The 24487-nt window shown below is 70.6% G+C and carries 25 protein-coding genes; 11 read left to right on the top strand and 14 right to left on the bottom strand.

Annotated features, from left to right (window positions below; genetic code table 11):
• Positions 1-111: 111 nt before the first annotated feature.
• Together ACFWXQ_RS41560 and ACFWXQ_RS41555 are read right to left on the bottom strand one after the other, a co-directional pair.
• Entirely contained in the window at positions 112-1110 is a 999-nt protein-coding gene (locus ACFWXQ_RS41560; protein WP_383944176.1) for an anion permease, read from the bottom strand.
• A gap of 7 nt (positions 1111-1117) precedes the next feature.
• On the bottom strand, positions 1118-1738 hold the full coding sequence (locus ACFWXQ_RS41555; RefSeq protein WP_055614694.1) for a DUF47 domain-containing protein: 621 nt from the start codon (positions 1736-1738) through the stop codon (positions 1118-1120).
• Between the two features lie 203 nt (positions 1739-1941).
• On the opposite strand from ACFWXQ_RS41555, the gene ACFWXQ_RS41550 reads away from it, so the two are divergent.
• Positions 1942-2313 carry a metal-sensitive transcriptional regulator gene (locus ACFWXQ_RS41550; protein ID WP_383944179.1) on the top strand — a complete coding sequence of 124 codons (372 nt, stop codon included), beginning with the start codon at positions 1942-1944 and terminating at the stop codon, positions 2311-2313.
• A 166-nt stretch (positions 2314-2479) separates the two neighbouring features.
• On the opposite strand, the gene ACFWXQ_RS41545 is transcribed toward ACFWXQ_RS41550, so the two are convergent.
• The 11 genes from ACFWXQ_RS41545 to ACFWXQ_RS41495 form a co-directional block, all read right to left on the bottom strand.
• Positions 2480-2674: a hypothetical protein gene (locus ACFWXQ_RS41545; RefSeq protein WP_383944182.1), complete on the bottom strand. Its 195-nt coding sequence runs from the start codon at positions 2672-2674 to the stop codon at positions 2480-2482.
• A gap of 100 nt (positions 2675-2774) precedes the next feature.
• Complete coding sequence (locus ACFWXQ_RS41540) at positions 2775-3614, bottom strand: hypothetical protein (RefSeq protein WP_383944185.1); 840 nt, start codon at positions 3612-3614, stop codon at positions 2775-2777.
• Positions 3615-3921: 307 nt separating this feature from the next.
• Positions 3922-4947 (bottom strand): hypothetical protein, encoded by a 1026-nt coding sequence (locus ACFWXQ_RS41535; RefSeq protein WP_383944189.1) that lies wholly within the window; start codon positions 4945-4947, stop codon positions 3922-3924.
• On the bottom strand, positions 4944-5366 hold the full coding sequence (locus tag ACFWXQ_RS41530) for a hypothetical protein (RefSeq protein ID WP_200396797.1): 423 nt from the start codon (positions 5364-5366) through the stop codon (positions 4944-4946). The genes ACFWXQ_RS41535 and ACFWXQ_RS41530 overlap by 4 nt, the downstream gene beginning before the upstream one ends.
• 187 nt (positions 5367-5553) lie before the next feature.
• Positions 5554-5988 carry an NUDIX hydrolase gene (locus tag ACFWXQ_RS41525; RefSeq protein ID WP_383944192.1) on the bottom strand — a complete coding sequence of 145 codons (435 nt, stop codon included), beginning with the start codon at positions 5986-5988 and terminating at the stop codon, positions 5554-5556.
• A 23-nt stretch (positions 5989-6011) separates the two neighbouring features.
• Positions 6012-7079: a CHAD domain-containing protein gene (locus ACFWXQ_RS41520; RefSeq protein WP_383944195.1), complete on the bottom strand. Its 1068-nt coding sequence runs from the start codon at positions 7077-7079 to the stop codon at positions 6012-6014.
• Positions 7060-9438 (bottom strand): RNA degradosome polyphosphate kinase, encoded by a 2379-nt coding sequence (locus tag ACFWXQ_RS41515; protein ID WP_383944198.1) that lies wholly within the window; start codon positions 9436-9438, stop codon positions 7060-7062. The genes ACFWXQ_RS41520 and ACFWXQ_RS41515 overlap by 20 nt, the downstream gene beginning before the upstream one ends.
• A gap of 155 nt (positions 9439-9593) precedes the next feature.
• A complete protein-coding gene (locus tag ACFWXQ_RS41510; RefSeq protein ID WP_383944201.1) occupies positions 9594-10460 on the bottom strand; it encodes a hypothetical protein in 867 nt (288 codons plus the stop codon).
• Positions 10457-11473, bottom strand: coding sequence for a hypothetical protein (locus tag ACFWXQ_RS41505; RefSeq protein WP_383944203.1), 1017 nt, complete (start codon positions 11471-11473; stop codon positions 10457-10459). Before ACFWXQ_RS41505 ends, ACFWXQ_RS41510 begins: the two co-directional genes overlap by 4 nt.
• Entirely contained in the window at positions 11470-12480 is a 1011-nt protein-coding gene (locus tag ACFWXQ_RS41500; protein ID WP_383944205.1) for an ABC transporter ATP-binding protein, read from the bottom strand. The genes ACFWXQ_RS41505 and ACFWXQ_RS41500 overlap by 4 nt, the downstream gene beginning before the upstream one ends.
• Positions 12477-12866 carry a GntR family transcriptional regulator gene (locus tag ACFWXQ_RS41495; protein ID WP_383944207.1) on the bottom strand — a complete coding sequence of 130 codons (390 nt, stop codon included), beginning with the start codon at positions 12864-12866 and terminating at the stop codon, positions 12477-12479. The genes ACFWXQ_RS41500 and ACFWXQ_RS41495 overlap by 4 nt, the downstream gene beginning before the upstream one ends.
• A 137-nt stretch (positions 12867-13003) precedes the next feature.
• Here ACFWXQ_RS41495 and ACFWXQ_RS41490 point away from each other — a divergent pair, with 137 nt between their 5' ends.
• From ACFWXQ_RS41490 to ACFWXQ_RS41465, 6 genes are read left to right on the top strand one after another with little or no spacing between them, the layout of a single operon-like run.
• The gene (locus ACFWXQ_RS41490; RefSeq protein ID WP_383944210.1) at positions 13004-13546 is read left to right on the top strand and encodes an RNA polymerase sigma factor; all 543 of its coding nucleotides are present in this window, start codon (positions 13004-13006) and stop codon (positions 13544-13546) included.
• Between the two features lie 44 nt (positions 13547-13590).
• Positions 13591-14448, top strand: a complete 858-nt coding sequence (locus ACFWXQ_RS41485) for a zf-HC2 domain-containing protein (protein ID WP_383944262.1) — start codon at positions 13591-13593, stop codon at positions 14446-14448.
• A complete protein-coding gene (locus ACFWXQ_RS41480; RefSeq protein WP_383944214.1) occupies positions 14448-14609 on the top strand; it encodes a hypothetical protein in 162 nt (53 codons plus the stop codon). The genes ACFWXQ_RS41485 and ACFWXQ_RS41480 overlap by 1 nt, the downstream gene beginning before the upstream one ends.
• Before the next feature lie 57 nt (positions 14610-14666).
• Positions 14667-15545 (top strand): ABC transporter ATP-binding protein, encoded by an 879-nt coding sequence (locus ACFWXQ_RS41475; protein WP_383944216.1) that lies wholly within the window; start codon positions 14667-14669, stop codon positions 15543-15545.
• A complete protein-coding gene (locus ACFWXQ_RS41470) occupies positions 15542-17086 on the top strand; it encodes an ABC transporter permease (protein ID WP_383944219.1) in 1545 nt (514 codons plus the stop codon). Before ACFWXQ_RS41475 ends, ACFWXQ_RS41470 begins: the two co-directional genes overlap by 4 nt.
• Positions 17083-17727, top strand: coding sequence for an ABC transporter (locus ACFWXQ_RS41465; RefSeq protein ID WP_383944221.1), 645 nt, complete (start codon positions 17083-17085; stop codon positions 17725-17727). Before ACFWXQ_RS41470 ends, ACFWXQ_RS41465 begins: the two co-directional genes overlap by 4 nt.
• A 67-nt stretch (positions 17728-17794) precedes the next feature.
• On the opposite strand, the gene mshD is transcribed toward ACFWXQ_RS41465, so the two are convergent.
• Positions 17795-18721 carry a mycothiol synthase gene (gene mshD, locus ACFWXQ_RS41460; RefSeq protein ID WP_383944224.1) on the bottom strand — a complete coding sequence of 309 codons (927 nt, stop codon included), beginning with the start codon at positions 18719-18721 and terminating at the stop codon, positions 17795-17797.
• Between the two features lie 226 nt (positions 18722-18947).
• Between mshD and ACFWXQ_RS41455 the strand changes: the two genes are divergently transcribed.
• The 4 genes from ACFWXQ_RS41455 to ACFWXQ_RS41440 all read left to right on the top strand — a co-directional run bounded on the left by ACFWXQ_RS41455 (position 18948) and on the right by ACFWXQ_RS41440 (position 24418).
• Complete coding sequence (locus ACFWXQ_RS41455) at positions 18948-20759, top strand: bifunctional metallophosphatase/5'-nucleotidase (protein ID WP_383944227.1); 1812 nt, start codon at positions 18948-18950, stop codon at positions 20757-20759.
• Positions 20760-20850: 91 nt separating this feature from the next.
• Positions 20851-22107, top strand: a complete 1257-nt coding sequence (locus ACFWXQ_RS41450; RefSeq protein ID WP_383944230.1) for a DUF2993 domain-containing protein — start codon at positions 20851-20853, stop codon at positions 22105-22107.
• Between the two features lie 256 nt (positions 22108-22363).
• On the top strand, positions 22364-22492 hold the full coding sequence (locus tag ACFWXQ_RS41445; protein WP_257678082.1) for a hypothetical protein: 129 nt from the start codon (positions 22364-22366) through the stop codon (positions 22490-22492).
• Positions 22493-22639: 147 nt separating this feature from the next.
• Entirely contained in the window at positions 22640-24418 is a 1779-nt protein-coding gene (locus tag ACFWXQ_RS41440) for an ABC transporter ATP-binding protein (protein WP_383944233.1), read from the top strand.
• Positions 24419-24487 lie beyond the last annotated feature (69 nt).

Genomic DNA, 24487 nt, shown 5'->3' with positions numbered 1-24487 from the left:
CCCCTAGGTACCTAGGGGCGCGGGGAACTGCGCAGTCTTTTGGGGGTTCGGGGGCGGAGCCCCTGAATAAGGGACGGGAATGGGTAGGGGCGGCGGGGGCGAGAAACGTCCCTACACGAACGCCAGGTTCACGATCCAGAAGCTTGCCGCTGCTACGAGCGCGGCCGCCGGCATCGTGATGAACCAGCCGAGGATGATGTTCTTGGCGACGCCCCAGCGGACGGCGTTCACGCGCTTGGTGGCGCCGACACCCATGATGGCGGACGTGATGACGTGGGTCGTCGAGATCGGCGCGTGGAACAGGAACGCCGTGGTGAACATGATCGACGCGCCGGTCGTCTCCGCCGCGAAACCCTGCGGCGGATCCAGCTCGATGATCTTCCGCCCCAGCGTCCGCATGATGCGCCAGCCACCCGCGTACGTACCCAGCGAGAGCATCACCGCACACGCGATCTTGACCCACACCGGAATCGGGTCGCCCGCGTCCTCGACATCCGCGATGACCAGGGCCATCACCACGATGCCCATCGTCTTCTGCGCGTCCTGGAGGCCGTGGCCCAGGGCCATCCCGGCCGCCGACACCGTCTGCGCGATACGGAAACCGCGCTTCGCCTTGTGCGGGTTGGAGCGCCGGAACATCCACATGATCGCGCACATGACCAGATAGCCGGCGACCAGACCGACGACCGGCGAGATGAACATGGGGATGACGACCTTCTCCAGGACGCCGGACCAGATGACCCCGATCCCGCCCGCGAGCGCCGCTCCCACCATGCCGCCGAACAACGCGTGCGAGGAGGAGGACGGAAGGCCGAAGTACCAGGTGACGAGGTTCCAGACGATCGCGCCGACCAGCGCGGCGAACAGGATCCACATGCCCTTGTTGCCGTGCGGTGTCTCGATCAGGCCTTCACTGACGGTCTTGGCGACCCCGCTGCCGAGGAACGCGCCTGCGAGGTTCATCACAGCGGCCATCGCGAGCGCGGCCCGAGGCGTCAGCGCACGCGTGGACACGGAGGTGGCGATGGCGTTGGCCGAGTCGTGGAAGCCGTTGGTATAGGTGAATCCGAGCGCGACACCAATGGTCACGATCAAGGCGAAGGTGTCCATGAAAAGGTCAGGACTCCTTGACCGCGATGGTCTCCACCGTGTTGGCCACGTGCTCGAAGGCGTCGGCGGCCTCTTCGAGGACGTCCACGATCTGCTTGAGCTTGAGTACCTCGATGGCCTCGTACTTGCCGTTGAACAGCATGGCCAGCAGCTTGCGGTGGATCTGGTCGGCCTGGTTCTCCAGGCGGTTGACCTCGATCCAGTACTCGGTGAGGTTGTCCATCGTGCGCAGGTTCGGCATGGCCTCGGCGGTCAGCTCGGCGGCCCGTGCCAGTACCTCGATCTGCTGCTCGACGCCCTTCGGGAGATCCTCGACGTTGTAGAGGACGACCAGGTCGACGGCCTCCTCCATGAAGTCCATGATGTCGTCGAGGGACGAGGCGAGGTTGTAGATGTCCTCGCGGTCGAACGGCGTGATGAACGAGGAGTTCAGCTGGTGGAAGATCGCGTGCGTCGCATCGTCACCGGCGTGTTCCGCGGCCCGCATACGCTCGGCGATCTCGGCCCGGCCGGAGGCGTCCGCCCCGAGCAGTTCCATCAGGAGTTTCGAGCCCGTGACGATGTTGTCCGCGGATGCGGCGAACATGTCGTAGAAGCTCGTCTCCCTGGGGGTCAGACGAAATCGCACTTGGGGTCCTCGGATTGCTTCGGTTTCGGTCAGGCTGATGCTAGGCGCATCATCCGGCCACGGCTAACCGGCCGCCCACCAGTGTCGCCCATCGGGCAAAGTGATCAGCACGGGGTCCTTCGAGGACGTTGCCCAAGGGCCCTATACCCAGCAAAGTTCGTTACCATATACCCGGTAGGGGTATCAGTCAGCAGGAGGACGCGATGACGACCACCGAGGCCGGCGCCACAGTGCCCTCCGGGGAGGCGCGGGAGGCCGGCGCCCAGGAGATCGTGACCGATCACGACCGCGGGATCCACGGCTACCACAAGCAGAAGGACGAGCACCTCAAGCGGCTGCGGCGTATCGAGGGCCAGATCCGGGGCCTGCAGCGCATGGTCGACGAGGACGTCTACTGCATCGACATACTCACGCAGGTCTCGGCCTCCACCAAGGCCCTGCAGTCGTTCGCCCTCCAGCTTCTCGAAGAGCACCTTCGGCACTGTGTCGCGGACGCGGCGCTGAAGGGTGGTACGGAGATCGATGCGAAGGTGGAGGAGGCGACGAAGGCGATCGGGCGGCTTCTCCGCACGTGACCCTCCGGGGGTGAGCCGGTTGTCTGGGCCTGTGTGTTGGCTGCGGGTGCGTTGTGGCTGGTCGCGCAGTTCCCCGCGCCCCTAAAAGCCAGAGACTGCGCCGTTCCCCGCGCCCCTAAAGGCGAAAAGACTGCGCAGTTCCCCGCGCCCCTTGCAGGGGCTGGTGCTATCTGTCTGCCTTCTCGCCGTGTTCTTGCAGGAAGCGCTCTTCGGCCAGTTTCAGGACCTCGTCGATGCGGTCGGGGCTGAGTCGGTCCTCGCGGGCGGCCGAGGCGGCGATGATCAGGTCGCCGCACAGCTCGATCTCGGCGAGGGCCACGTGGTCCTGAACTGCCGTACCGCGCGCCGGAGCCACGTGCATCACCTCTTCCTGCCGTCACCGACTTCCTAGAGTAGGGAGGGGCCCACGGACGGCGCATGGCACCAACGGACCATTTCCGGCCCCGCACATTCCGGCCTCCCTATTCGGCGATCCGTCCGGCGTAGATGTCTTTCACGTCCGGCAGCCGTACGTCGACGGGGGCTCCGAAGTCGTACAGCAGGGTCGTCGAGGAGACCGCGACCGTACCCTTCTGCTGCCCGTTCACGAAACTGAAGCGGTGGCGGACCTTGCGGATACGGCCCTTTTCGTCGAGGTAGACGTCGAAGGGGACCGTCGCCGTGGCGAAGCCCTTCGCCGCCGCCCGCAGGGACGCCCGGCTCCCGGGCGAGGCATCGCGCGCGGCCGCGGCGAGATCGGCGGTACCGCGGTAGTGCCGTACGGCGGTGCCCGCGACCGACGTCCTGCCCACGTATGTCGCCTTCCGCGTGCCCCGCAGCAGTTCCGCGGCGGCGAACGGGTCGGTCGCGCCGCCCGTGACCAGGTTCCCGTCGGAGAGCGTGGCCGTGTCGACGCGGACCCACTTGTCGGCCGGGACGCCCGCGCCGCGGTTCTTCATGTAGAGGGCGCCCGGCGCGAGGAGCTCGGTGATCGGGCGGCGCTCGTCGGCGCCGGCCGGGTCCTGGGGGAGGAGCACCTTCAGGCGGCCCACCTGATCCGCGTAGTCGTAGACGCCCTCGCCGCGGATCGTCACGCGGGTGCCGCCGGTGGCCATCTCCATCGACGTACGTGCCTTGGAACTGCCCGCCCGGACCAGGTTCTCCGCGCTCCGGTGGAGGATCTTGACCGGGTCCTCGGCGGCCCGTGCGTCCTCGGCGGCGGCCCCGGGGCCCGAGCATCCGGCGGCGCAGACCACCAGCCCCGCCGTCGCGGCGGCCCAAACGACAGCGCTGCCCCGCAGTCTCAGTCGCCGCTCCACCATCGCCTGCCAACCCCCAGCCTGGCCGTCCTCGCGCGGGCCTCCTGTCGTTCCGCTTAACGACGGGTGGGGGGTGTTGTCACGCGAGGACCCGGCTTGGGGTGGCGTTCACTTGCGGTGGGTACCGTTGTTCCCGTGGCGCATCAGGAGCAGAGCAACCCTCCGGAACATCACACGACGACGGTCGACCAGGGCCCTTTCTGCCTGGCGCGCTGCACCTGCGGCTGGAGAGGCCCGGCCCGCCGCGCCCGCAGCCTGGCCCGCACGGACGCGGAGGGCCACTTAGGAACGACAAGCTGACCGCCGGTGGCTAGCGGGCAGCCCCCTCGGTCGAACCCAGGATGTCGAGTGCGCGTCGGACCATGCCCTGTTTGCGCTTGGTCTCCGCGGTGATCGCTTTTTTCTCCTTGGCCATTGCGCGCTGCTCGTAGCGGGCCTCGACCGTCGACCAGACGCGGATCAGCGAGGTGTCGTTCTTGCAGGCGATGTCCGCGAGGGCGACCTTCTTCTCGCGGGCGTCGGGCTCGGGGCTCTTCGCCGTGGGGAGGTCGTTGCCGGCGTCGAGCGGGGAGTCGTACTTGTATCCCTTGCGTGCCATGCACGACGACCACTTCTTCACCACCTCGCGGACCTCGGGGTCCTTCCCTGCCTCGTCGAAGGAGCGCAGGTAGATGCCCATGGCGACCGGATTGCGCTCGGAGCCGCCGTCGCCGACGACCGTGGTGCGGGCCTCCTCGTAGCAGCCGCCCTCGCGCACGGGCCTGTCCTTGTACTCGCCGATGACCTTCGCCTCGGGAGCAGGCTGTGCTCCGTCGCCGCGTCTGATGTCGGCCTCGGTGATGGTCTCCGACTCGCTGCCGTAGAGAAGGAGGTGCTCGACCTTGCGGTCCTCTGCGGTCCGGGCCTTCACTGCGCCGACCAGATCGGTCTGCTTCTCCTGGTTCGCCGGTACGCGCGGGTCGACGTCCGGGGCCATGTGGTAGCCGTACCGGCTCGCCTGCTCCTTCGACATCACGCCGTACGAGCGGTCGGGGATCGTGGCGTGCAGGCTCCTGGTGAAGTCGACGCGGTACTCGAAGCCGTACCGGCGCATGCAGGCCGCGCGGGTGATCAGCTCGGCGCGGCCGATCGCGGCCAGCTCGGAGGGGAGCAACCGGGCCCGGTCGATGGGGCGTTGGAGGAGCGGGGTCCGCAGCTTCACCTCTACGGAGGGGGTGGGGCTGGGCTCCGGCGAGGCCTTTTCCGGTGAGCCGGCGTCGCCGCAGGACGTCAGCAGCAGGGCGCCGACGGCCGCGGCCGCGGGGGCGAGCACTCGCCCCCGCAGCCGCTGGGTCACGGGCACTCCCAGTGGTTGGAGGCGTTCTCGTTGTAGACGCGGGTGAACTGACCCACGGACGACCTCGCCGGGATGTAGTCGGCGACGCCGCTCCAGCCGCTGTTGAAGTAGACGCTCGCCGTGCAGTCGGTGTCGAGGTTCCGGCCGCCCGCGGCGTTGTTCTTCACCGGCTGGCCCTGACCGTTGCCGGAGGAGCTGAAGACATAGCCGGCGTGGTCCCTGGTGGGCACGTTGAAGTCGGCGTGCGAGCCCTGCAGACCGGAGTTGAAGTACAGACAGAGCTCGCCGAACAGGTTGGAGCTCGTGCTGGTGGTGCAGACGCCGTTGTTCTGGGCGGCGGCGGCCGGCGACATGCTCACGCCGGTCGCGATCGCCGCCGCGGCCACGACAAGGGCGGCGCTTCTCCTGATGTGCATCATGCTGGCAACTCCTCAGTGAGTAAGGCGAGTTGATTGCTCGTGCCAGGTGTGGTGCACACACATCTCAACATTCACAGCAGCAACAGAGAACGGCGCGGAAAGATCGTTCGGGTGGCGTTAACCGTTCCGCCACGTGTGTTCGATCAGCCGCACCCGGACGGGCATTGCGTGCCGTACCGGGACGTAATCACGCGTGCCGGAGCACCGCGAGCAGCTCGTCGACCAGGTCCTTGTCGCGGGGCTGGGTGAGGCGATGGCGGGCTTCCGTCGGGGGGAGCCAGAGGATGCGGTCGACCTCGCGGTTGGGGGCGAAGTGCCCCTCCGTCGCCTCGGCCGCCCAGTAACTGACCTGCTTGGGGCGGTCGTTGGCCATGTAGTGGAGGGTGGTCAGCCGGGGTCCGGTGGCGCACCGGTAGCCGGTCTCCTCCTCCACCTCGCGCACCGCGCCCGCGAGCGCGTCCTCGGCGCGTTTCAGCTTGCCCTTCGGATGCGACCAGTCGTCGTACTTCGGCCTGTGGACCAGGCAGATCTCCAGTTCGCCGTCGAACGGCGAGCGGCGCCACAGTACGCAGCCCGCCGCGAGCACGGGGTCTCCGTTCGTCGCGTGCACTGGGCCTCCCATCGCGTGTACGGGGCCTCCGCGGGTCACGGAGTGCCGACCGTCTCCCTCATCCAGGCCCGCTGGAACGCGAACCTGGCCGCTTCCACCTCGTGTCGCTGGTCCGCGTGCAGCACCCCGAGGGCGTACGCCGTCGCCGGGGCGATCCGCGGGGTGCGGGCCGCCGAGGCCGCCGCCGCGGCGGCCTCGGCCGCGTCACGGTGCCGGTCCAGGGCCTGACCCGCCGTCAGCAGGCGTACGTCCACTGGGGCTTCGTCGCCGAACAGGACCTCGCGCGCATAGCGGTGCAGGCGCAGCAGGAGCCGGACCTGGTGCCAGGGCGAGTCCTGGGGCTGCGGGGCCGTGTCGGCGGAGAGGCCGTGGACCAGGGCCTCCGCGTTGTAGGGGTGGCCCGCGGTGATCAGGGGCAGCCCCGCCACCGCGTCGCACAGGCGCTCGTCCGCGGCGGCGGCCAGGGGCTTGAGGCCGGTGCCGGACGCGGACGCGGTCAGCGGGACCTCGCTGGCGAGGACGGCGACGTTGTCGGCGACGGCGTGGAAACGGGAGGAGCCGAGTGCCTGCAGCGCGGCGGAGTGGGCCCTCGTGCGGGCCAGCGTCAGCTGGCGCTCCAGAAGGGCGCCCGCCTTGGCCGCCCCGACGGTCAGGGCGCCCTTCTCCGACGGGAGTTGGGCGCGGGCGCCGGGGTGCGTGCCGGAATACGCGTCGGGGTCCGAGGCCTGGGCCGGGAAGGACGAAGAGCCCGACAGACGGTGCAGGGCCGCCAGCAGACGGTCCAGCCTGGCCCCGTACGCGTGCTCGCGGGCCAAGGTGCCCGACAGCCAGGCCAGTTCGGGGCGCATGCCCTCCGACCAGCCCTCGTCGAGGAGCGGCCGGAACGTGTGCAGCGTGCCGCTGATGCGGCGGGCCGAGCGGCGCAGGGCGCGCGCCGCGTCCACGGCCTCCTCCGTGCCGTTCGTCGCCGTCGCCGTGGCACCGCCGCTCTCGCGGTGCTGGCGCAGCGCGCGGAGGAACTCCGTGGCCTGGGCCTGGAGATAGGCCGCCAGGGTGTCCCCGGCCACGGGTCCGGCCGTGGGGTCAAGGTGTTGCTGTGCCACGCCGGCGCCTCCGGGCGTCTATGAGCATCTCCTGGACGTTGCGCAGTGGCTGGCCGTCGGCGTCGGTCGCGTGCCGGGTCCATTCGCCGTCGGGGCCGAGGTGCCAGGAGGAAGTGGTGTCGGACATGCCGGTCTCGAACAGCCGGTTGAGGGCTGCCCGGTGAGCGGGGTCGGTGATCCTGACCAGGGCTTCGATACGGCGGTCGAGGTTGCGGTGCATCATGTCGGCGCTGCCGATCCACACCTCGGGCTCGCCGCCGTTCCCGAAGCCGAAGATCCGGGAGTGTTCGAGGAAGCGTCCGAGGACGGACCGTACGCGTATGTTCTCGGACAGGCCCGGGACTCCCGGTCGTACGGCGCAGATTCCGCGCACCCACACGTCCACCGGCACGCCGGCCTCGGACGCGCGGTAGAGGGAGTCGATGAGTGCCTCGTCCACCATGGAGTTGACCTTGATGCGGACGTAGGCGGGACGTCCGGCACGGTGGTGCTGGACCTCCTTGTTGATACGGGCGATCAGGCCGTCGCGCAGGGACTTGGGCGCGACGAGCAGCCGGCGGTAGGTCTCGCGGCGGGAGTAGCCGGAGAGCCGGTTGAAGAGGTCCGAGAGGTCCGCGCCGACCTGTGGGTCGGCGGTCAGGAGTCCCAGGTCCTCGTAGAGCCGGGCGGTCTTGGGGTGGTAGTTGCCCGTGCCGACGTGGCAGTAGCGGCGGAGGGTCTCGCCCTCCTGGCGCACCACCAGCGAGAGCTTGCAGTGGGTCTTCAGGCCGACGAGGCCGTAGACCACGTGGCAGCCCGCCTCCTCCAGCTTCTTCGCCCACTTGATGTTGGCCTGCTCGTCGAAGCGGGCCTTGATCTCGACCAGGACCAGCACCTGCTTGCCGGACTCGGCGGCCTCGATGAGCGCGTCGACTATCGGGGAGTCGCCGGAGGTCCGGTACAGGGTCTGCTTGATCGCGAGGACGTCCGGGTCCTCGGCCGCCTGCTCCAGGAAGGCCTGGACGGAGGTGGAGAAGGAGTCGTACGGGTGGTGGAGGAGTACGTCCCGCTCCCTGAGCGCCGCGAAGATGTCCGGCGCCGAGGCCGACTCGACCTCCGCGAGGTCGCGGTGGGTGCCCGCGATGAACTTCTGGTACTTCAGCTCGGGCCGGTCGAGCTTGCCGATGCCGAAGAGGCCCGTGAGGTCCAGGGGGCCCGGCAGCGGGTACACCTCGGCCTCGGTGATGTTCAGCTCCCGGACCAGCAGGTCCAGTACGTACCGGTCGATCGACTCCTCGACCTCCAGGCGCACCGGCGGTCCGAGGCGGCGCCGCATGAGTTCCTTCTCCAGGGCCTGGAGGAGGTTCTCGGCGTCGTCCTCCTCGACCTCCAGGTCCTCGTTCCGTGTGACGCGGAACGTGTGGTGCTCCAGGACCTCCATGCCCGGGAAGAGCTCCTCCAGGTGCGCCGCGATGACGTCCTCGATGGGGACGTAGCGGTCCGGGGAGGCGTCCAGGAAGCGGGAGAGCAACGGCGGGACCTTGACGCGCGCGAAGTGGCGGTGGCCGGAGACCGGGTTGCGCACGACCACGGCCAGGTTCAGGGACAGGCCCGAGATGTACGGGAAGGGATGGGCCGGGTCGACCGCCAGCGGAGTCAGCACCGGGAAGATCTTGTGGCGGAAGAGCGTGAAGAGGCGGGCCTGCTCCTTCTCGGTCAGCTCGCTCCAGCGGACGAGGTGGATGCCCTCCTCGGCGAGCTGGGGGGCCACGTCCTCCTGGTAGCAGGCGGCGTGCCGGGCCATGAGCTCACGGGAGCGGGCCCAGATCATCTCCAGCACCTCACGGGGCTGCAGCCCCGAGGCGGAGCGGGTGGCCACGCCGGTGTGGATGCGGCGCTTGAGGCCGGCCACGCGGACCATGAAGAACTCGTCGAGGTTGCTGGCGAAGATCGCCAGGAAATTCGCCCGTTCGAGGAGGGGGGTGTTCGGATCCTCGGCGAGTTCGAGGACCCGTTCGTTGAACGCGAGCCAGCTGCGCTCCCGGTCGAGGAACCGGCCCTGGGGAAGCTGGATGCCGTCCTCCACCGTGTCCTCGTACGCGTCGAGGTCGGCGTCGAGGTCGGGCTCCAGGTCGGAGACGTTCGCGGCCACCGTGTGCGGGCGGTGCGCGGCTATGGAGCCGACTGACGGCTGCGGGTGCTGGACCTGTGCGCTGGCGTTGGGCTGACTCATGAACCCATTCTTCCGCGCCGGGGCCGAAACGGGCGCGTCGGAGAGAGCGGGCGGGAGCTGTGCGGGGATCTGCGGGCTTCCGTTCTCCCTCACGGACGAGGGCTCGTGCTCCGGCGGAGGCGAGGGCTCGGGCGCGACGGGGTTCATTGCCTGAGCGTCGCAAGCCCGTCTGAATGACCGGTTACGGCGACATGACGTGCGGGATAGCGGGGGGCGGCTCCCCGGAGTCGGGCCCGCGCCCTGTAAGGGGCGCGGGGAACTGCGCGATCAGCCACATACGGCCCGCACGTACAACGAATCGCTCAGGCAGTCCGGCGCCGAAGCACCCAGAATGCCGCCCCCGTGGCAACAACGGCGACCCCGAGCACAATCCCGGTCTCCACGAGATGCATCGGCCAGTAGTGGGACTCGGGATGGAACCAACCACCGGAACTGCCGGAACTGCCGGAACTGCCGGAACCGCCGGAGGCAACCTTCGGCCAGAGATCCTCGCGGTACTTCTCCAGGTTGTGGTTGATCAGGTACATCACCCCGCAGGCGACCCCCAGCGCCGGCAGCGACCGCCGCAGCACGACCCCGGCGAGCGCGCCCACACCCAGCGCGCACAGCCCGTACGCCACCAGGGCGGGCCCCCGCGCGGCGAACACGTCGTTGAAGGTCCAGTCGTCGCCCATCAGGTCCCGGTTGGCCGCCCAGGCCCACCGGAACACGAACACGAAGACCGTGCCGCCGGCCACCAGCAGCAGCGCCGGAACGGCGAGCGTGGCGGCCAGCCACCGCGTCGGCGAGACGGACTGCGTCCAGGCGAGCTGCGCGGTGCCGTTCTCCAGCTCGCGCCCGGTCAGCGCGCCGGCGGCGAACGCGGCCACGGCGAAGAAGCTGTAGTAGACGAGGGTGGAGGCCCAGCCGATGGTCCCGCCGTAGTCGACCACCGCCCTGAAACGGCACAGGCTGGAGTCCTGGCCGCAGGCGGCGATCCGGTCCCGTACGGAGTCCGCGTTGATCCCGGCCTCCCACACCAGCATGCCGATGGTGGTCAGCAGGAAGGCGCCCCACACGACGAGCGCCGCGCGGTGCAGCCGCAGCACGGTCCACGGCAGCCCCTTGACGGGCCCGCCCGGCGGCACCCCGGGGGTCCCGGCTGTTCCCTTCACGGCGAAGGCACTCATACGGCGACTCCCTCGGTGGCGGTACGGCGGCGGAGCAGGACGAACGCGGCGGTGACCGCGAGGGCGGCGACGGCCAGCACGACTCCGGTCTCGGCGAGCTGGAGCGGCCAGAAGTGGGACTTCGGGTGGTAGGTGGCCCAGATCTCGTCGAGGCCGTTGTCGGCCAGGCAGCGCTGGAGGTCGGCCACGCCGTCGAAATCGGTGCAGGCCATGTTGTTGCCGATGCGGGTGCCCTCGTCCGTGATCACGCCCTGGTCGAGCCGAAGAGCGTCGTCCGGCAGGTTCAGGGCCTTGGCGCCGGTGACCGTGACCGTCGGCCACAGGCTCAGGCGGTACTCGTTGCCCAGGTAGAACACGGCCAGCAGGGCGACGAAGGCGACGCCCAGAGCGGGCAGCGCGCGGCCGACGACCAGGCCCGCGAGGGCGCCGAGGGCCAGGCCGCACAGGGCGTGGGCGAGCGGAAGGGTTCCGGTCGACGGGTAGATGCTCCGGTCGTACCAGTCCATCGAGCGCAGCCCCACGTCCTGGCTCCACATCAGGCGGTGCAGCGGGACCAGTACGGCCGTGCCCGCGGTGATGAGCAGCGCGGGCACGGCGAGTTTCGCGGCGAGCCAGCGGGTGGGGGAGACGGACTGGGTCCAGGCGAGGTGCGCGGTGCCGGTCTCCAGTTCGCGGGCGATGAGGGCCGCGCCCGCCCAGACGGCGACGAGGAAGGGGAGGCAGGCGACGGCGAGGGTGCTGTACGAGACGGCCCTGTCGTACCTGTGGAACGCGGGGCCGTCGGGGAAGTGGCAGGCTTCCACGCTCTCGCGGCACCGCTTTTGGAGGTCCGTGTCGGCGGCGTCGAAGCCGGGACCGTACGCCCACAGCATCGTCGCCGACAGGACCACGACCAGCAGCAGCCAGAACCACAGGGCCGACCGGTGCAGGCGCAGCACGGACCGGGCGAGGCCGCGGCCGGTCCGTGGGGAGGCGCCGGTGGACGTGCCGGTGGAGGTGAGAAGGGTCGTCATGCGCGCGCGTTCTCCTCGTTCTCTTCCTCGTTCTCTTCCTGGTTCTTCCGGCCTTCCTCGGTCGCTTCCTCTTCGCTCTCGCCCTGCTCCTCGCGGGCTTCGGTGTCCTCGGTGAACAGGTCGGGTGCCTTCGGGTTGCGCAGATGGGCCAGGAGCAGCTCCTCCAGGGAGGGCGTGGCGGTCTGCCAGTCGTCGGACAGCGGGCCGTCCGGGCGGATCAGGGCGGTGAGCTGGCGGCCCGTGCCGTGGGACTCGACGACGGTGTGGCCGGTGAGGTCGCGCGCCGGGCCGGTGACCAGGGTGTGCGCGGCGAGCAGCTCCTCCGGGTCGCCGCCGAGCCGGATCCGGCCGCCGCCCATGAGGAGCAGGTGGTCGCAGACGCCCTCCAGCTCGGCGACGACGTGCGAGGACATCACGATCGTCGTGCCGTGTTCGGCGGCCTCGCCCAGCAGCGCCCCGAGGAGCTCGCGCCTGGCCAGCGGGTCGAGGTCGGCCATCGGCTCGTCCAGCAGCATCAGCTCGGGCCGCTTGCCGAAGGCCAGGGCCAGGGCGACGCGGGTGCGCTGGCCGCCGGAGAGGGAGCGGATTCTGGCGGTGGGGTCGAGGGCGCCGTCCCGGGCGCCCTGGGCGGTGGGGTGTCCGTACGCGATGCGTTCCGCGGCCGGCCGGTCCCAGCGGGCGCGGTTCAGCTCGGCGCCGAGGCGGAGCGTGGCGGCGACCGTGAGCTGGGGCGGCAGCGGTTTGCCCTGGCCCACGTAGGCGAAGCGCTCGCGGGCCCCGGCGGGGCTGGTGCCGAGAACGGTCAGGGTGCCCTCGGTGGGGCGTATCAGACCGGCCGCCAGCTGCAGGAGCGTCGACTTGCCCGCGCCGTTCGGGCCGACCAGGGCGCAGATCCGGCCGGCCGGCAGCCGGAAGGAGCAGTCCCGCAGCACATGGCCGCGTCGGCGCCGATACCGCTTGCCCAGCCCGGCCGCTGTCAGCGCGGTCCCTTCCCCAACCCTGTTCATCGCTCCCCCTCAGGGCATTTCTCGTCCAGTGCGGAGGCGAAGAGCGCGCCGATGTCCTCGCGCTCCAGCCCTTCCTTGCGTGCCTCGTCCAGCCAGGCGGTCAGCTTCGAGCGCAGGGCGGTGTGGTCGGCGGGTGCGGCGCCCAGCGAGCGCCGTACGAACGTGCCGAGGCCGCGTCTGGCCTCGACCAGGCCCTCGCGCTCCAGCTCGCGGTAGGCCTTCAGAACGGTGTTCGGATTGATCGCGGTGGCCTCCACGACCTCACGGGCCGTGGGGAGCTTGTCGCCCGGTTCGAGGACGCCGAGACGCAGGGCCTGCTTGGTCTGCTGGACGATCTGGACGTACGTGGCGACACCGCTGCGCCGGTCGATGCGGTACTCGACCACAACCGACCACCACCCTTTCACTAATTGAGTAGTGAAAGGGTGGTGGATGGCCGGGGACCTGTCAAGGTGAATGCCGGGTTCCGGAAAGTTCTCGCGGAGACGTGAACCGATCGGTGGGGCTCGTGCGATGAGGGGGTGTGAGGGAAACGAGAAGCGACGGGGATCTGCTGCGGGCCATCGCGGCGGACAGTGACCGGCGCGCCTTCGAAGAGCTGTACCGGCGGTACGCGCCGTGGCTCGGAGCACGGCTGCGCGGCCGGTGCGCGGACGCCGGGATCGTCGACGACGTCGTACAGGAGACGTTCCTCGCGGTGTGGCGCGGCAGTGCCCGCTACCGCGAGGAGGGCGACGTGGCCGGCTGGCTGTGGCGCGTCGGATCGCGGCGGCTGATCGACGCGCTGCGGGGCGACGGCGCGCGCGGCCGGCTGCGTCAGGCGCTCGCGCGGCTGCGGCACCGGGACGAGGCGTCCGCGGAGGAGCGCGTGCTCGCGGGGGTGGAGCACGGGGACCTCGCGGGCGCCCTGGTCCGGCTGTCGCCGGAGCTGCGGGCGGTCCTCCAGGCCACCGTCATCGACGGGCTGACCACCAGGGAGGCGTCCGTCCTGCTCGGCATCCCGCCGGGGACGGTCAAGACACGGGCCCTTCGGGCCCGCAAGCAGCTGCGGGAGGAGTTGGCATGAGCAGCGACACGAACGGCACGAACGGTACGGGTGACGCGGACGGCATGACCTGGCACGTCGCGGAGGACGACCTCCGGGCGTACGCACGGGGCGAGTTGGCGGCGCCGATGCTCTGGTCGGCCGACACCCACCTCCTCGCCTGTGCACGGTGCCGGGCCCAGCTCGCCGAGGTGGGCGACCCGGTCGCCCTGGACGCGGGATGGGAGCGCCTCGACGCCGAACTGGACGTACCGCGGCCGGGGTTCCTGGAGTCGCTGCTCGTCCGGATGGGCGTGGCCGACCACACCGCCCGCCTGCTCGCCGCGACACCGGTGCTGCGCCGGTCCTGGCTGGGCGCGGTCGTCGCCGTACTGGTCATCACGGTGATCGTCGCCAACGCCGCCCGGACGCCCGAGTCCCCGGCGATGTTCCTCGCCCTCGCCCCGCTGCTGCCCCTGGCCGGGGTCGCGCTGTCGTACGGGCCGGTGCTCGACCCGACGTACGAGATGGCCGTGGTGTCGCCGATGCACGGGTTCCGGCTGCTGCTGATCCGCACGGTTCCCGTGCTGGCCGTCGCGCTCGTCCTCAACGGCCTTGCCACGCTCGCGCTTCCCTCGTACGGACTGCGGGCCCTGGCCTGGCTGCTGCCCGCGCTCGCGCTCACCGCGACCGGGCTCGCGCTGACGCCCCGGCTGGGCCCGGTCCTCGCGCCCGGTCTGGTCGGCGGAACATGGGTCGCCCTGCTGGTGATCGCGCGGCAGACGACCGAGGAGACCCTCGCGCCCTACACGGCGGCGGGGCAGGGCATCGCGGCCGCGGTCGCCGCACTCGCCGCCGGGCTCTTCTACCTCGGCCGCGACCGCTTCGACTCGACCTCCGCGCACACACCGTTCGCGGGCTACTCGGACGGAGGCACCGCGTGATGTCCGACGCCACGCGCAGGAGGCTCAAGCTGCTCAAGGCAGGCCTGCTGATGACCGCTTCGGTCGTCCTGCGGGTCCTCCACTTCATCGCCGTCCTGCTCCCGAAGAGCTCCGGCAACCGCGGTTCCTCCTCTTCTTCCTCCGACGGGGGCGACGGGTGAGGGCCACCGCTCTCCCTCCCCTCCTTCTGCTTCCGGTCTCTTCCACAGGAGTCACGCATGTCTGACCTTCCTACGACGCCGACGGTGTCCGCCTCCGGGCTGACCCTCCGCTACGGCGGCACGGCCGCGCTCGACGACGTGTCGGTGCGGCTCGGCGAGGGCGTCACCGGGCTGCTCGGTCCCAACGGGGCCGGAAAGACCACCCTGTTGCGGGTCCTGGCCACCGCCGTACCCCCGGACAAGGGGGCGTTCACGGTGCTCGGCAACGACCCGGGCACGACCGCCGGACGGCAGGAGGTGCGGCGCGCGCTGGGCTATCTGCCGCAGGCGCCCGGCTTCCACCCGGACTTCACGGCCTTCGAGTTCGTCGACTACGTGGCGATCCTCAAGGAGCTGACGGACCGCACCGCCCGCCACCGCGAGGTGCGGCGGATCCTGGACGACGTCGCGCTGTCCGACGTACGGGGCAAGCGCATCAAGAAGCTCTCCGGCGGGATGCGCCAGCGGGTCGCGCTGGCCGCCGCCCTCGTCGGCGACCCCGGTTTCCTGGTCCTCGACGAGCCGACCGTCGGCCTCGACCCCGAACAGCGCATGCGTTTCCGCGAGTTGATCGCCCGGGCGGGGGAGGGGCGGACCGTGCTGCTCTCCACCCACCAGACCGAGGACGTCGCGATGCTCTGCCACCGCGTGATCGTCATGGTCCGCGGCCGCGTCCGCTTCGAGGGCACCCCGGCCGAGCTGACCGCACGGGCGGCGGGCCGGGTGTGGAGCAGCACCGAACGCGACCCGGGCGCCTGGGCCGGATGGCGCACCGGCACCGGCTCCTTCCGCAACGTCGGCGAGCCCCCCGCGGGCGCCGACCTCGTCGAACCGACCCTGGAGGACGGCTACTTGCTCACCCTCGACGGCGAGGCCTCGGAGGTGGCGGCCGCATGAGCACCGTTCTCGAGACACCCGTCCGGGCCGTCGAACCGGCGCACCCGCCACGCTCCTGGGCCGCCGTGTTCGCCCTCGCCCGCTTCGAGGCGCGCGAGCTGCGCCTGACCATCCCCCTCTTCGGCCTCTCGATCCTGTACGTCGCCTGGATCGTGTGGGACACCACGCAGCGCCAGGGCGACTATCCGATACTCCAGGACGTCGACCGGGCCACCCCGGGCATGCCGCTACTGATCGGGCTCGCCGTCATGCTGGGCGTCAACCGCGCGGTCGTACGCTCCCACCGGCGCGACACGGACCGCCACTTCGACGTGCTGGTGGTCGAGCCGTGGCGGCGCACGATCGCCCACGCGCTGTCGATCGTCCCGGCCGTCCTGTTCACGGCGGTGTGCGTCCTCGTCCAGTTCACCTGGGCCGCGCTCAAGCCCGGCGCGGTCGGACACGGTTCGCCCGCCGAACTCGCCGTCGGCCCGCTGACGGTCCTGCTGTTCGGCGCGCTCGGTGTCCTCCTCGCCCGCCTGTTCCGCTCGGTCTTCGCCGCGCCGGTCATCCTCGTCCTCCTGGTCTTCGGGATGCTCTTCGTGGCACCCTCGTCCAGCGCCGACTGGACGAGCTGGCTGGGTCCGGTCGTCACCGAGAGCGGCTCCTCCCCGTTCCCCTCCGACCTGCTGGGCCGCCCCGCCGGCTGGCACGTCCTGTACCTCGTCGGGCTCGTCCTGCTCGTGGCCCTGGTCGCGGTGCTGGTCAGCGGCGGGCGTACGACGGTCGTCAAGGTGGCCGTCGCCGGATCGCTCGCCCTCACGCTGGTGGGCGCTGTCGGCCAGTCCGGGGGCACTCCGGCCGGGTCGACACCGGCCCGCGAGCTGGCCACCAACGCTCCGGAGAAGGTCCAGCGGTGTCTGAAGCACGGCCGGTCCACCTACTGCGCCTTCCCCGAGTGGAGCGGCCGCACCGCCGACTGGGCCGAGGTCCTCGACCGGGTCCAGAATCTCGCGGGCGGTGCCGCCGGGGGCGAGCGGCTGACCGTACGGCAGCGCATCGACGCCACCTACGGACTGACGTCCGACACCCTGATCTCCCCGTCGACCACGCCCGGCCAGGTGACTGTCGGCACGGCCTGGGGCGGCAACCGCGTCCCCGAGTTCGCCGCGGCCGTCGCGTCCGTGCTGGTGGCGGGGAACGAGAAGGCGGGCAGCACGGTGTGCGACGCCCGCATGGTGACGATCATGTGGCTGGCGCTGGGCGGAGAGTCCGACCCGATGACAGCGCTCCGCAACGTCCGCCTCGACGACAGCGTCTCGGGCTCCGCCATCGTCCTGTCCCCCACGGAATCCATGAGCATGAGCGCCGAACAGACCCGGATCGTGGTGGAACTGCTCAAGAAGCCCCGCTACAGCGTCGCCGGCAAGGTGAAGGCCAAGTGGACGGAGCTCACCTCGCCGAAGACGTCGACGGCGCGGGTGGCGGAACTGCTCGGAGTACCGGCCGCGGACAAGCCGGCGGCCGACGCGGAAGCGGACGGTGGCTCGTGCCAGGAATGACCGTCACGACACGCGCCCTCCTGACCCCCGTACTGCGCACGCTGCCCTGGCGCGCGCTCGCGGCGGGCGGCGCCACGGGGCTGCTGCTGGCCGCCGTCCCGCGCCTGCTGTCCGGTGACCCCGACCCGTGGACCGGCCTCCTCGCGCTGCGGGGCGCCGCGCTCGCCCTCGCCCTCGGCCTGGCGTTCCTGCTGGACGACCCGGCCCGGCACATCACCTCGGCGGTGCCGGTGAGGCGCCCGCTGCGCGTCGGCCTGCGTGTGGCACTCGCCGCCCCGTGGGCCGCGCTCTGCTGGACGGCCGCGCTGTTCCTCGTACCCGAGGAGGCCCGGCCGCCGGTCGGCGCCCTCACCCTGGAGGCGATCGCCACCGCCGTGTTCGCCCTCACCGCGGCGGCCCTGGTCATCCAGCGCTCGACCGTCACCGAGCCGGGAGTGGCGGTGTCGACCTGGCTCCTGTCCACCGCGGCCGCCGCCTTCCTGCTCCTCCCCAACAGCTGGGCCCTCCTGGTGACCCCGGAAGACCCCCGCTGGACCGACACCCACGAACGCTGGGCAATGCTGCTGACGGTGGCACTGGCGGTGGGAGCGAGGGCGTGCGTGGAACCTCTACGGGCTGGGCTGAGGCTTCGCCCCTTTTAGGGGCGCGGGGAACTGCGCGACAAGCCCCCACCGGCCGTAAGCCTGAATCGGTCCGCAGCCCCCTCCTTCAGGACTCCGTCCGATACATCAAATCCGCCTCGTACGTGACGAACCCGAGCCGCTCATAAACAGCCACCGCCGCCTTGTTGTCCGCATCCACATACAACATCGCCGTCGGCACCCCCCGCCCCTCCAGATACCGAAGCCCGATCGTGGTGAGGGCCTTGCCGAGCCCACCCCCCTGAGCCCCGGGCCGTACGCCCACGACGTACACCTCGCCGAGCCCCTCCTCCGCATGGACCTTCGTCCAGTGGAACCCGATCAGCTCCTCGTCCCGGAAGGCGAGAAAGAACCCGGCCGGGTCGAACCACGGCTCACCCTTGCGGTCGTCGAGGTCCCGCTGGGAGAGCGAACCCTGCTCGGGGTGGTGCGCGAAGGCGGCGGCGTTCGCGGCGAGCCACGCCGTGTCGTCCTGGCCGGGCACGAACGTCCGTACGTGCACACCGTCGGGAAGCTTCGGGCCGGGCAGGTCCAGGTCCGTCAACGGCCGCCGCATCTGCCGCAGTTCGCGGAAGAGCGTGAGGCCGAGGACCTGGGCGAGATGGCGGGCCGCGGAGTGGCCGCCGTGGGCCCAGACACGCACCCGCTTGCCGGACTCGGCGAGCAGCGCGTTGCCGAGCGCCCGCCCGTGCCCGTGCCCGCGGTGCGCCGGGTGGACGACCAGTTCGGCGGCCGGGGCCTCGACCGGGTCGGTGTCCTCCAGCTGCGCGTACCCGACGAGCCGGTCCTGGGAGGTCAGCAGCAGATGCCGGACGCCCTCCCGGGCGCCACCGCGCAGCTGCAGCCGGCCCTGCTCGGACACGGCCTGCTGTCCGTCGGCCCGGGCGGCCTCGGCGAGGAGGTCGAGCACGGCCTCGGTCTGCCCGGGGCTCAGCGCGGACAGGATGTCGAGGGAGCGGGCCGGGACAGCCGGTGCGGTGTCTTCGCTGGTCATGAGTACGAGAGTACGACGTGTCCGGTTCATGGCGAAGTGGCCCGGCAGGGGAGCGCGCGTCCAGTGCGCCGCGGGCACGCCGTCGGCCCGCCGGCTGTCCGGTTCGCGGCGAATCGCACCGCGCGGCAACCAGTCCGTAACCCTGAACCCCCTGTCGCGCTACGCGCGTTGACCCTAGGCTGCGCCGGGACGGGGCCCACATATCAGCCGACCCACAGGGGGGCACATGTCAGCCACACCTCATCCGTACCGACGCAGACGCCGGACCACCCGCTTCCTCGCGGCGGCCGCGGGCGTCGCCACCGTCGGCGCCCTTGTCGCCGCGATGCCGGCGTCCGCGGGCGAGACGGGCAAGAAGAAGCCCGGCCACCAGAAGCCGGGCCGCTACCAGGACGTCCAGCTGCTCTCCTTCAACGACCTGCACGGCAACCTGGAGCCGCCGGCCGGCTCCTCCGGCCGGGTCACCGAGCTCCAGCCGGACGGCACCAGCAAGACGATCGACGCGGGCGGTGTCGAGTACCTGGCGACGCATTTGCGCCAGGCCCGCGAAGGCAACAAGTACTCGGTCACGGCGGCCGGCGGCGACATGGTCGGTGCCTCCCCGCTGATCTCCGGACTTTTCCACGACGAGCCCACCATCGAGGCGCTGAACAAGCTCGACCTCGATGTGTCGAGCGTCGGCAACCACGAGTTCGACGAGGGTGCCAAGGAGCTGGGCCGTCTGCAGAAGGGCGGCTGCCACCCCACGGACGGCTGTTACGTGGAGGGCAAGAAGTTCAAGGGCGCCGACTTCCCGTACCTTGCGGCGAACGTCCTGGACGAGAAGACCAAGAAGCCGATCCTCAAGCCCTACTGGGTGTGGAAGAAGAACGGCGTCAAGGTCGGCTTCATCGGCGTGACCCTTGAGGACACCCCGGGTGTCGTCTCCGCCGAGGGCGTGAAGGGCCTCAAGTTCAAGGACGAGGTCGAGACGATCAACAAGTACGCCAAGGAGCTGGAGAAGCAGGGCGTCAAGTCCGTCGTCGCGCTGATCCACGAGGGCGGGCTGCCCGCCTCGGCGGCGTACAACTACGACTGCGACTCGCCCGGTGGCGGCGACGGCATATCCGGCCCCATTGTGGACATCGCCAAGAACATCACGCCGAAGGTCGACGCGCTGGTCACCGGCCACACCCACGCCGCGTACGCGTGCACGATCAACGACCCGTCGGGCAAGCCCCGTACGGTCACCTCGGCCGCGTCCTTCGGGCGGCTCTACACCGACACGACGCTCACGTACGACCGCTGGACCGGCGACATCGCCCGGACCGCCGTCGGCTCCGCGAACCACGTGGTCACGCGTACCGTGCCCAAGGCCGCGGACATGACCGAGCTGATCGCGAAGTGGAACACGCTCGCCGCGCCGATCGGCAACAAGCCCATCGGCTACATCTCCGGTGACATCTCCAACGCCGGCACCGAGTCCCCGATCGGCGACCTGATCGCCGACGCGCAGCTCGCGTACGGCAAGGAGCTGGACCCCGAGACCGACCTCGCGCTGATGAACCCGGGCGGTATCCGGGCGCCCCTCACCTACGCGGCCAAGGGCGGCGAGGGCGACGGCGTGGTGACCTACGCCGAGGGCTTCACGGTCCAGCCGTTCGCCAACACCGTGAACCTGCAGAACTTCACCGGAGCCCAGCTCGTCCAGGTGCTGAAGGAGCAGGTCAGCGGCACGAACACCGCCTCGCCGAAGGTGCTCCAGATCTCGAAGGGCCTCACCTACACGCTCGACCTGACGAAGACCGGCGCCGACCGTGTCGTCGCCGACTCGGTCAAGCTGAACGGTGCCGCGATCGACCCGGCCGCCACCTACCGCGTCGCGACGAACAGCTTCCTCGCGGGCGGCGGCGACGGTTTCACCACCCTGGGTCAGGGCACCGGCGACCTGGTGGGCGACGACGACCTCGCCGCCCTGGAGAAGTACCTGCTGGCGAACTCCTCCGCCACGAACCCGATCGCGCCGCCCGCGGCCGACCGGATCACCGTCGTGAAGTAGCCACCCGGTAACGGCGATCTGTCCGTGAGGTAGATCGCAAAGGGCCTATTGGAGTTGCGGGTGGGGTTGGTACGCATGGTCGAATCAGTCGATGCGTACCCCCCATCCCATCTCGGCGCATTCCCACTCGCCTCCGAACCCGTACGAGGATCTCGCCGCCCTCGACGACGGACCCCTTGAGGACTTCCTCCAGGTGGAGGAGCCGGCCGTGATCGAAGGGGCCGGACAGGAGGCGGAGTGGGCACCGCCCAACCACCGCCGGGGCTCCCGCGACCGCCGGGACTCCGGGGCCCGCCCCCGCCGACGCACCCGCCGGCGCAGGCGAAGTCCCTTCACCGGACTGTCCCTCGCCGTCAAGGCCGTCATCGCGGTGCTCGTCCTCGCCGCCTTCCTCGCCCTCGGCGACCGCTGGGCGCTCCTGTACGCCGAGCGCACCGCGGCCGAGAAGGTCCGGGACCAGCTGAAGCTGAGCGCGTCCCCCGAGGTCGAGATCGACGGCTTCCCCTTCGTCACCCAGATCCTCGACCAGCGGCTCGACTCCGTGTCCGTCACCGTCCCGGACGTGGCGGCCGACCGGGTCTCCCTGGCGAAGGTCTCCGCCACCGCGACGGGCGTACGGGTCGACGGCGGGCCCACCTCCCTGCGCGGCGTCCGGATCCCGGAGCTGAACGGCGAGGTGCTGCTCTCCTTCGACGACCTGAACCGTGAACTCGGCGCGTCCCAGATGACGTTCACCGGTCACGGCGGCGACGAGGTGCGGGCGCGCGGGGTGCTGCCCGTCGCCGGGCACGACCTGCGGATGCGGGCCGACGCGCGGATCGAGCGCGACGGCGAGCGCGGTATCTCGACCGAGGTCGGCGGTATGCGCCTGGACATCGGCGACCTGGCCACCTTCCGTCCCGGCACCCGCGAGTCGCAGGGCCTGCACCTGACCCGCAAGTCCGCCACGCGCCTGGCGAAGGAGAAGAAGAAGGCCAAGGAGCTGCTTTCGGTGCCGTCGATCGCGAAGCGGATCGGTGTGCCGGACTCCGCGGTCGAGGAGGCGCTGAGCGACGACTCCAAGTTCGAGGAGTTCACCGGCTCTCCCCGGTTCGCCGGTCAGCTGATGAAGGTCAACCTCATCGACCTCGCCGTGGCGAACCCCGAGCTCCTCAAGCGCCTCGGCTTCGACCTGGCCCTCCTCGACGGGCTCTCCCGCCTGACCCGCCCCGCCCTCGTCGACCGCCTCTCCATCGGCTTCCGCCTGCCGAAGCCCCCGAAGGGCGAACTGACCCTGCGGGACGTGCGCGTGCAGAAGGACGGGATCAGAGTGCGGGTCACCGGGCAGGGACTGGCGATCGGCAAGTAGCCCGCCGGGCGGCCCGCGAGGTAAATAAATTCCGGGTGAGCGGCGTAATAAAGTCTGTGTGAATTGCGGTTCGGTTCCCGCGGGTTCCTGAAAATCGATCTCAGCCGCAATTAATTGAGGTCTCAGCGAATTTGGCGATTTTCGCTTCCGCGGTCTCGTAGTGTTTTCCATGTCGAAGCCGAACGGGGCTCACGACAAAGGGAAATACACCGCAGAAGAACCGTAGAAGAAACCGCAGAGGAAAGAGGGACGTCTCATGAGCTTCCACAAGATCACCCCGGTCAAGAAGAACCGCAAGCCCGCCGCCCCGAAGAAGCACGCCGCGAAGCCCGCGCCGAAGCCCGGTGCCAAGAAGCCGCAGCGTCGCCCGGTGGGCAAGAAGTAGCCACTGCCGCGAGGCGGGGTCTCCGGATTCGTTCCGGAGACCCCGCCTCGGCCATTTTCCGGATCCGTCGACGGGAACCGGCTACTCAGTGACTCAGCTACTCAGTGACTCGGCGACTCGGGTAATCAGGAAAGGGAATGTGACGGCATGCGGGAAGTCAGGGAGGCATTCGCGCGGTTCTGGCCGTTGACGCGCGGCGACCGCAGATGGCTGCTGCTGATCGTCGCGTGCGTGATCGTGTCGGCACTGGCGGAGACGGCCTCGATCCTGCTCTTCGCGGAGCTGACCGACCACGCGCTCAAAGCCGGTTCGCTCGCTGCCTTCTGGGGTCCGGCCGGGGCCTGGCTCGGCGTCGCCGTGCTCGGGGCGATCGTCGGATACCTCGGGAACTCCCTCGCCGTCTGGACGGCCGAGAGATTCGTCCTGCGGCTGCGCGCGAGCGTCTTCCGGCATGTCCAGGACCTGCCGCCGCACTTCTTCCAGAAGCACCGGCAGGGCGATCTGGTCGAACGGCTCACGGGTGACGTCGAGGCCATCGAGCAGATGGTCGTGTCGGGCGTCGTGGGAACGGTCTCCGCCGTGTTCTCGGCGCTCTTCTACTCCGCCGCCGCCCTCTGGCTCCGCTGGGACCTCGCCCTGGTCACCTTCCTTCTCGCTCCTCTCTTCCTCGTCGCCGCCCGCCGCTTCGCCGGCCGCATCAGGACCGCCGCCCAGGACGAGCGCACCGCCGACGGCGCTATCACCTCGGTCGTCGAGGAGTCCCTGGGCAACATCGTGCTCACCCAGGCCTACAACCGCCGCCGCGCCGAGGAGAAGCGCCTCGACCGTGAGGCCAGGGCCTGGCTGCGCGCCAGTGTGCGGGGCGCCCGCGCGAGTGAGCTGTACGAGCAGTTCGTCGAGGTCGTCGAGACGGTGTGCGTGCTCGCGGTCATCGGGCTCGGCGCCTGGGAGATCGCCCAAGGACGCATGTCCCTTGGCCAGTTGCTCGCCTTCGCCGCCTTCCTCGGCTACCTCTACCCGCCGATCCGCGACCTCGGCCAGCTCGGTCTGACACTGACCGCCGCGACGGCCGGCGCCCAGCGGCTCCAGGAGATCCTGGACGCCGAGCCCGCGGTCACCGACCCCGCCGAACCGGTCCGGCCCTGGCCCGTACGCGGCTGGGTCAGCTTCCACGGCGCCTCCTTCCGCTACCCGGGCGGGCCGGAGCGCGACGCCCTGCACAACGTGACGTTCACCGCGCGACCCGGCGAGTTCGTCCTCGTCACCGGCCCGAGCGGCGCCGGAAAGTCGACGCTCTCCAAGCTCCTGACCCGCTTCTACGACCCCACCGAGGGCGTGATCTGCCTGGACGGAGTCCCGCTCACGGACGTACCCCTGGAGTTCCTCCGCGAGAACGTCGCCCTGCTGCCGCAGGAGACGCTGATCCTGCACGGCACGATCCGCGAGAACATCGGCTGCGGGCGGCCGGGCGCGAGCGAGCAGGAGATCGAACGGGCCGCGCGGGACGCCGACGCCCACGCGTTCATCGACGCGCTGCCGGACGCGTACGACACGGAGATCGCCCCCGGTACGGCCATCCTCTCCGGCGGCCAGCTCCAGCGCGTCGCCCTCGCCCGCGCGATCCTGCGGGCCGCCCCCGTCCTCGTACTCGACGAACCGACCACCGGGCTCGACGGGCCCGCCGCCCGCCGTGTCGTCCAGCCGCTGCGGCGCCTGGTCTCCGGCCGTACGACCGTCATGATCACCCATGATCTGACGCTGGCCCCCGACGCCGACCGGATCCTCGTCGTGGACGGCGGACGGCTGGTGGAGGAGGGCACGCACGAGGAACTGATGGCGCGGGGCGGGGTGTACGCGGGGCTCGCGGGGCCGATGCCCGCGGACGCGGAGACGACGATGAGACTGCTTCCGCAGCCGTCCCCCTGAGGGCGTGGACGGCTTGGGGGGAGGGGGAGGCGCCGGCTGGGGAGCGGCTCTCGGCTCGCACTCCCCAGC

The organism is Streptomyces sp. NPDC058697 (assembly GCF_042715345.1).
Lineage (GTDB): Bacteria > Actinomycetota > Actinomycetes > Streptomycetales > Streptomycetaceae > Streptomyces > Streptomyces liliifuscus.
The sequence above is the reverse complement of the archived record's forward strand: the minus strand, read 5'-3'. Positions and strand labels throughout refer to the sequence as shown.

Excerpts from the sequence above, each read along its gene's own strand:
- ACFWXQ_RS41530 (WP_200396797.1), bottom strand. The coding sequence starts at position 5,366 with ATGATGCACATCAGGAGAAGCGCCGCCCTTGTCGTGGCCGCGGCGGCG.
- ACFWXQ_RS41455 (WP_383944227.1), top strand. The coding sequence starts at position 18,948 with ATGTCAGCCACACCTCATCCGTACCGACGCAGACGCCGGACCACCCGC.
- ACFWXQ_RS41500 (WP_383944205.1), bottom strand. The coding sequence starts at position 12,480 with ATGAACAGGGTTGGGGAAGGGACCGCGCTGACAGCGGCCGGGCTGGGC.
- ACFWXQ_RS41465 (WP_383944221.1), top strand. The coding sequence starts at position 17,083 with ATGACCGTCACGACACGCGCCCTCCTGACCCCCGTACTGCGCACGCTG.
- ACFWXQ_RS41470 (WP_383944219.1), top strand. The coding sequence starts at position 15,542 with ATGAGCACCGTTCTCGAGACACCCGTCCGGGCCGTCGAACCGGCGCAC.
- ACFWXQ_RS41540 (WP_383944185.1), bottom strand. The coding sequence starts at position 3,614 with ATGGTGGAGCGGCGACTGAGACTGCGGGGCAGCGCTGTCGTTTGGGCC.
- ACFWXQ_RS41505 (WP_383944203.1), bottom strand. The coding sequence starts at position 11,473 with ATGACGACCCTTCTCACCTCCACCGGCACGTCCACCGGCGCCTCCCCA.
- ACFWXQ_RS41510 (WP_383944201.1), bottom strand. The coding sequence starts at position 10,460 with ATGAGTGCCTTCGCCGTGAAGGGAACAGCCGGGACCCCCGGGGTGCCG.
- mshD (WP_383944224.1), bottom strand. The coding sequence starts at position 18,721 with ATGACCAGCGAAGACACCGCACCGGCTGTCCCGGCCCGCTCCCTCGAC.
- ACFWXQ_RS41480 (WP_383944214.1), top strand. The coding sequence starts at position 14,448 with ATGTCCGACGCCACGCGCAGGAGGCTCAAGCTGCTCAAGGCAGGCCTG.
- ACFWXQ_RS41525 (WP_383944192.1), bottom strand. The coding sequence starts at position 5,988 with ATGGGAGGCCCAGTGCACGCGACGAACGGAGACCCCGTGCTCGCGGCG.
- ACFWXQ_RS41475 (WP_383944216.1), top strand. The coding sequence starts at position 14,667 with ATGTCTGACCTTCCTACGACGCCGACGGTGTCCGCCTCCGGGCTGACC.
- ACFWXQ_RS41445 (WP_257678082.1), top strand. The coding sequence starts at position 22,364 with ATGAGCTTCCACAAGATCACCCCGGTCAAGAAGAACCGCAAGCCCGCC.
- ACFWXQ_RS41560 (WP_383944176.1), bottom strand. The coding sequence starts at position 1,110 with ATGGACACCTTCGCCTTGATCGTGACCATTGGTGTCGCGCTCGGATTC.
- ACFWXQ_RS41440 (WP_383944233.1), top strand. The coding sequence starts at position 22,640 with ATGCGGGAAGTCAGGGAGGCATTCGCGCGGTTCTGGCCGTTGACGCGC.
- ACFWXQ_RS41450 (WP_383944230.1), top strand. The coding sequence starts at position 20,851 with ATGCGTACCCCCCATCCCATCTCGGCGCATTCCCACTCGCCTCCGAAC.
- ACFWXQ_RS41550 (WP_383944179.1), top strand. The coding sequence starts at position 1,942 with ATGACGACCACCGAGGCCGGCGCCACAGTGCCCTCCGGGGAGGCGCGG.
- ACFWXQ_RS41515 (WP_383944198.1), bottom strand. The coding sequence starts at position 9,438 with ATGAACCCCGTCGCGCCCGAGCCCTCGCCTCCGCCGGAGCACGAGCCC.
- ACFWXQ_RS41485 (WP_383944262.1), top strand. The coding sequence starts at position 13,591 with ATGACCTGGCACGTCGCGGAGGACGACCTCCGGGCGTACGCACGGGGC.
- ACFWXQ_RS41545 (WP_383944182.1), bottom strand. The coding sequence starts at position 2,674 with ATGCACGTGGCTCCGGCGCGCGGTACGGCAGTTCAGGACCACGTGGCC.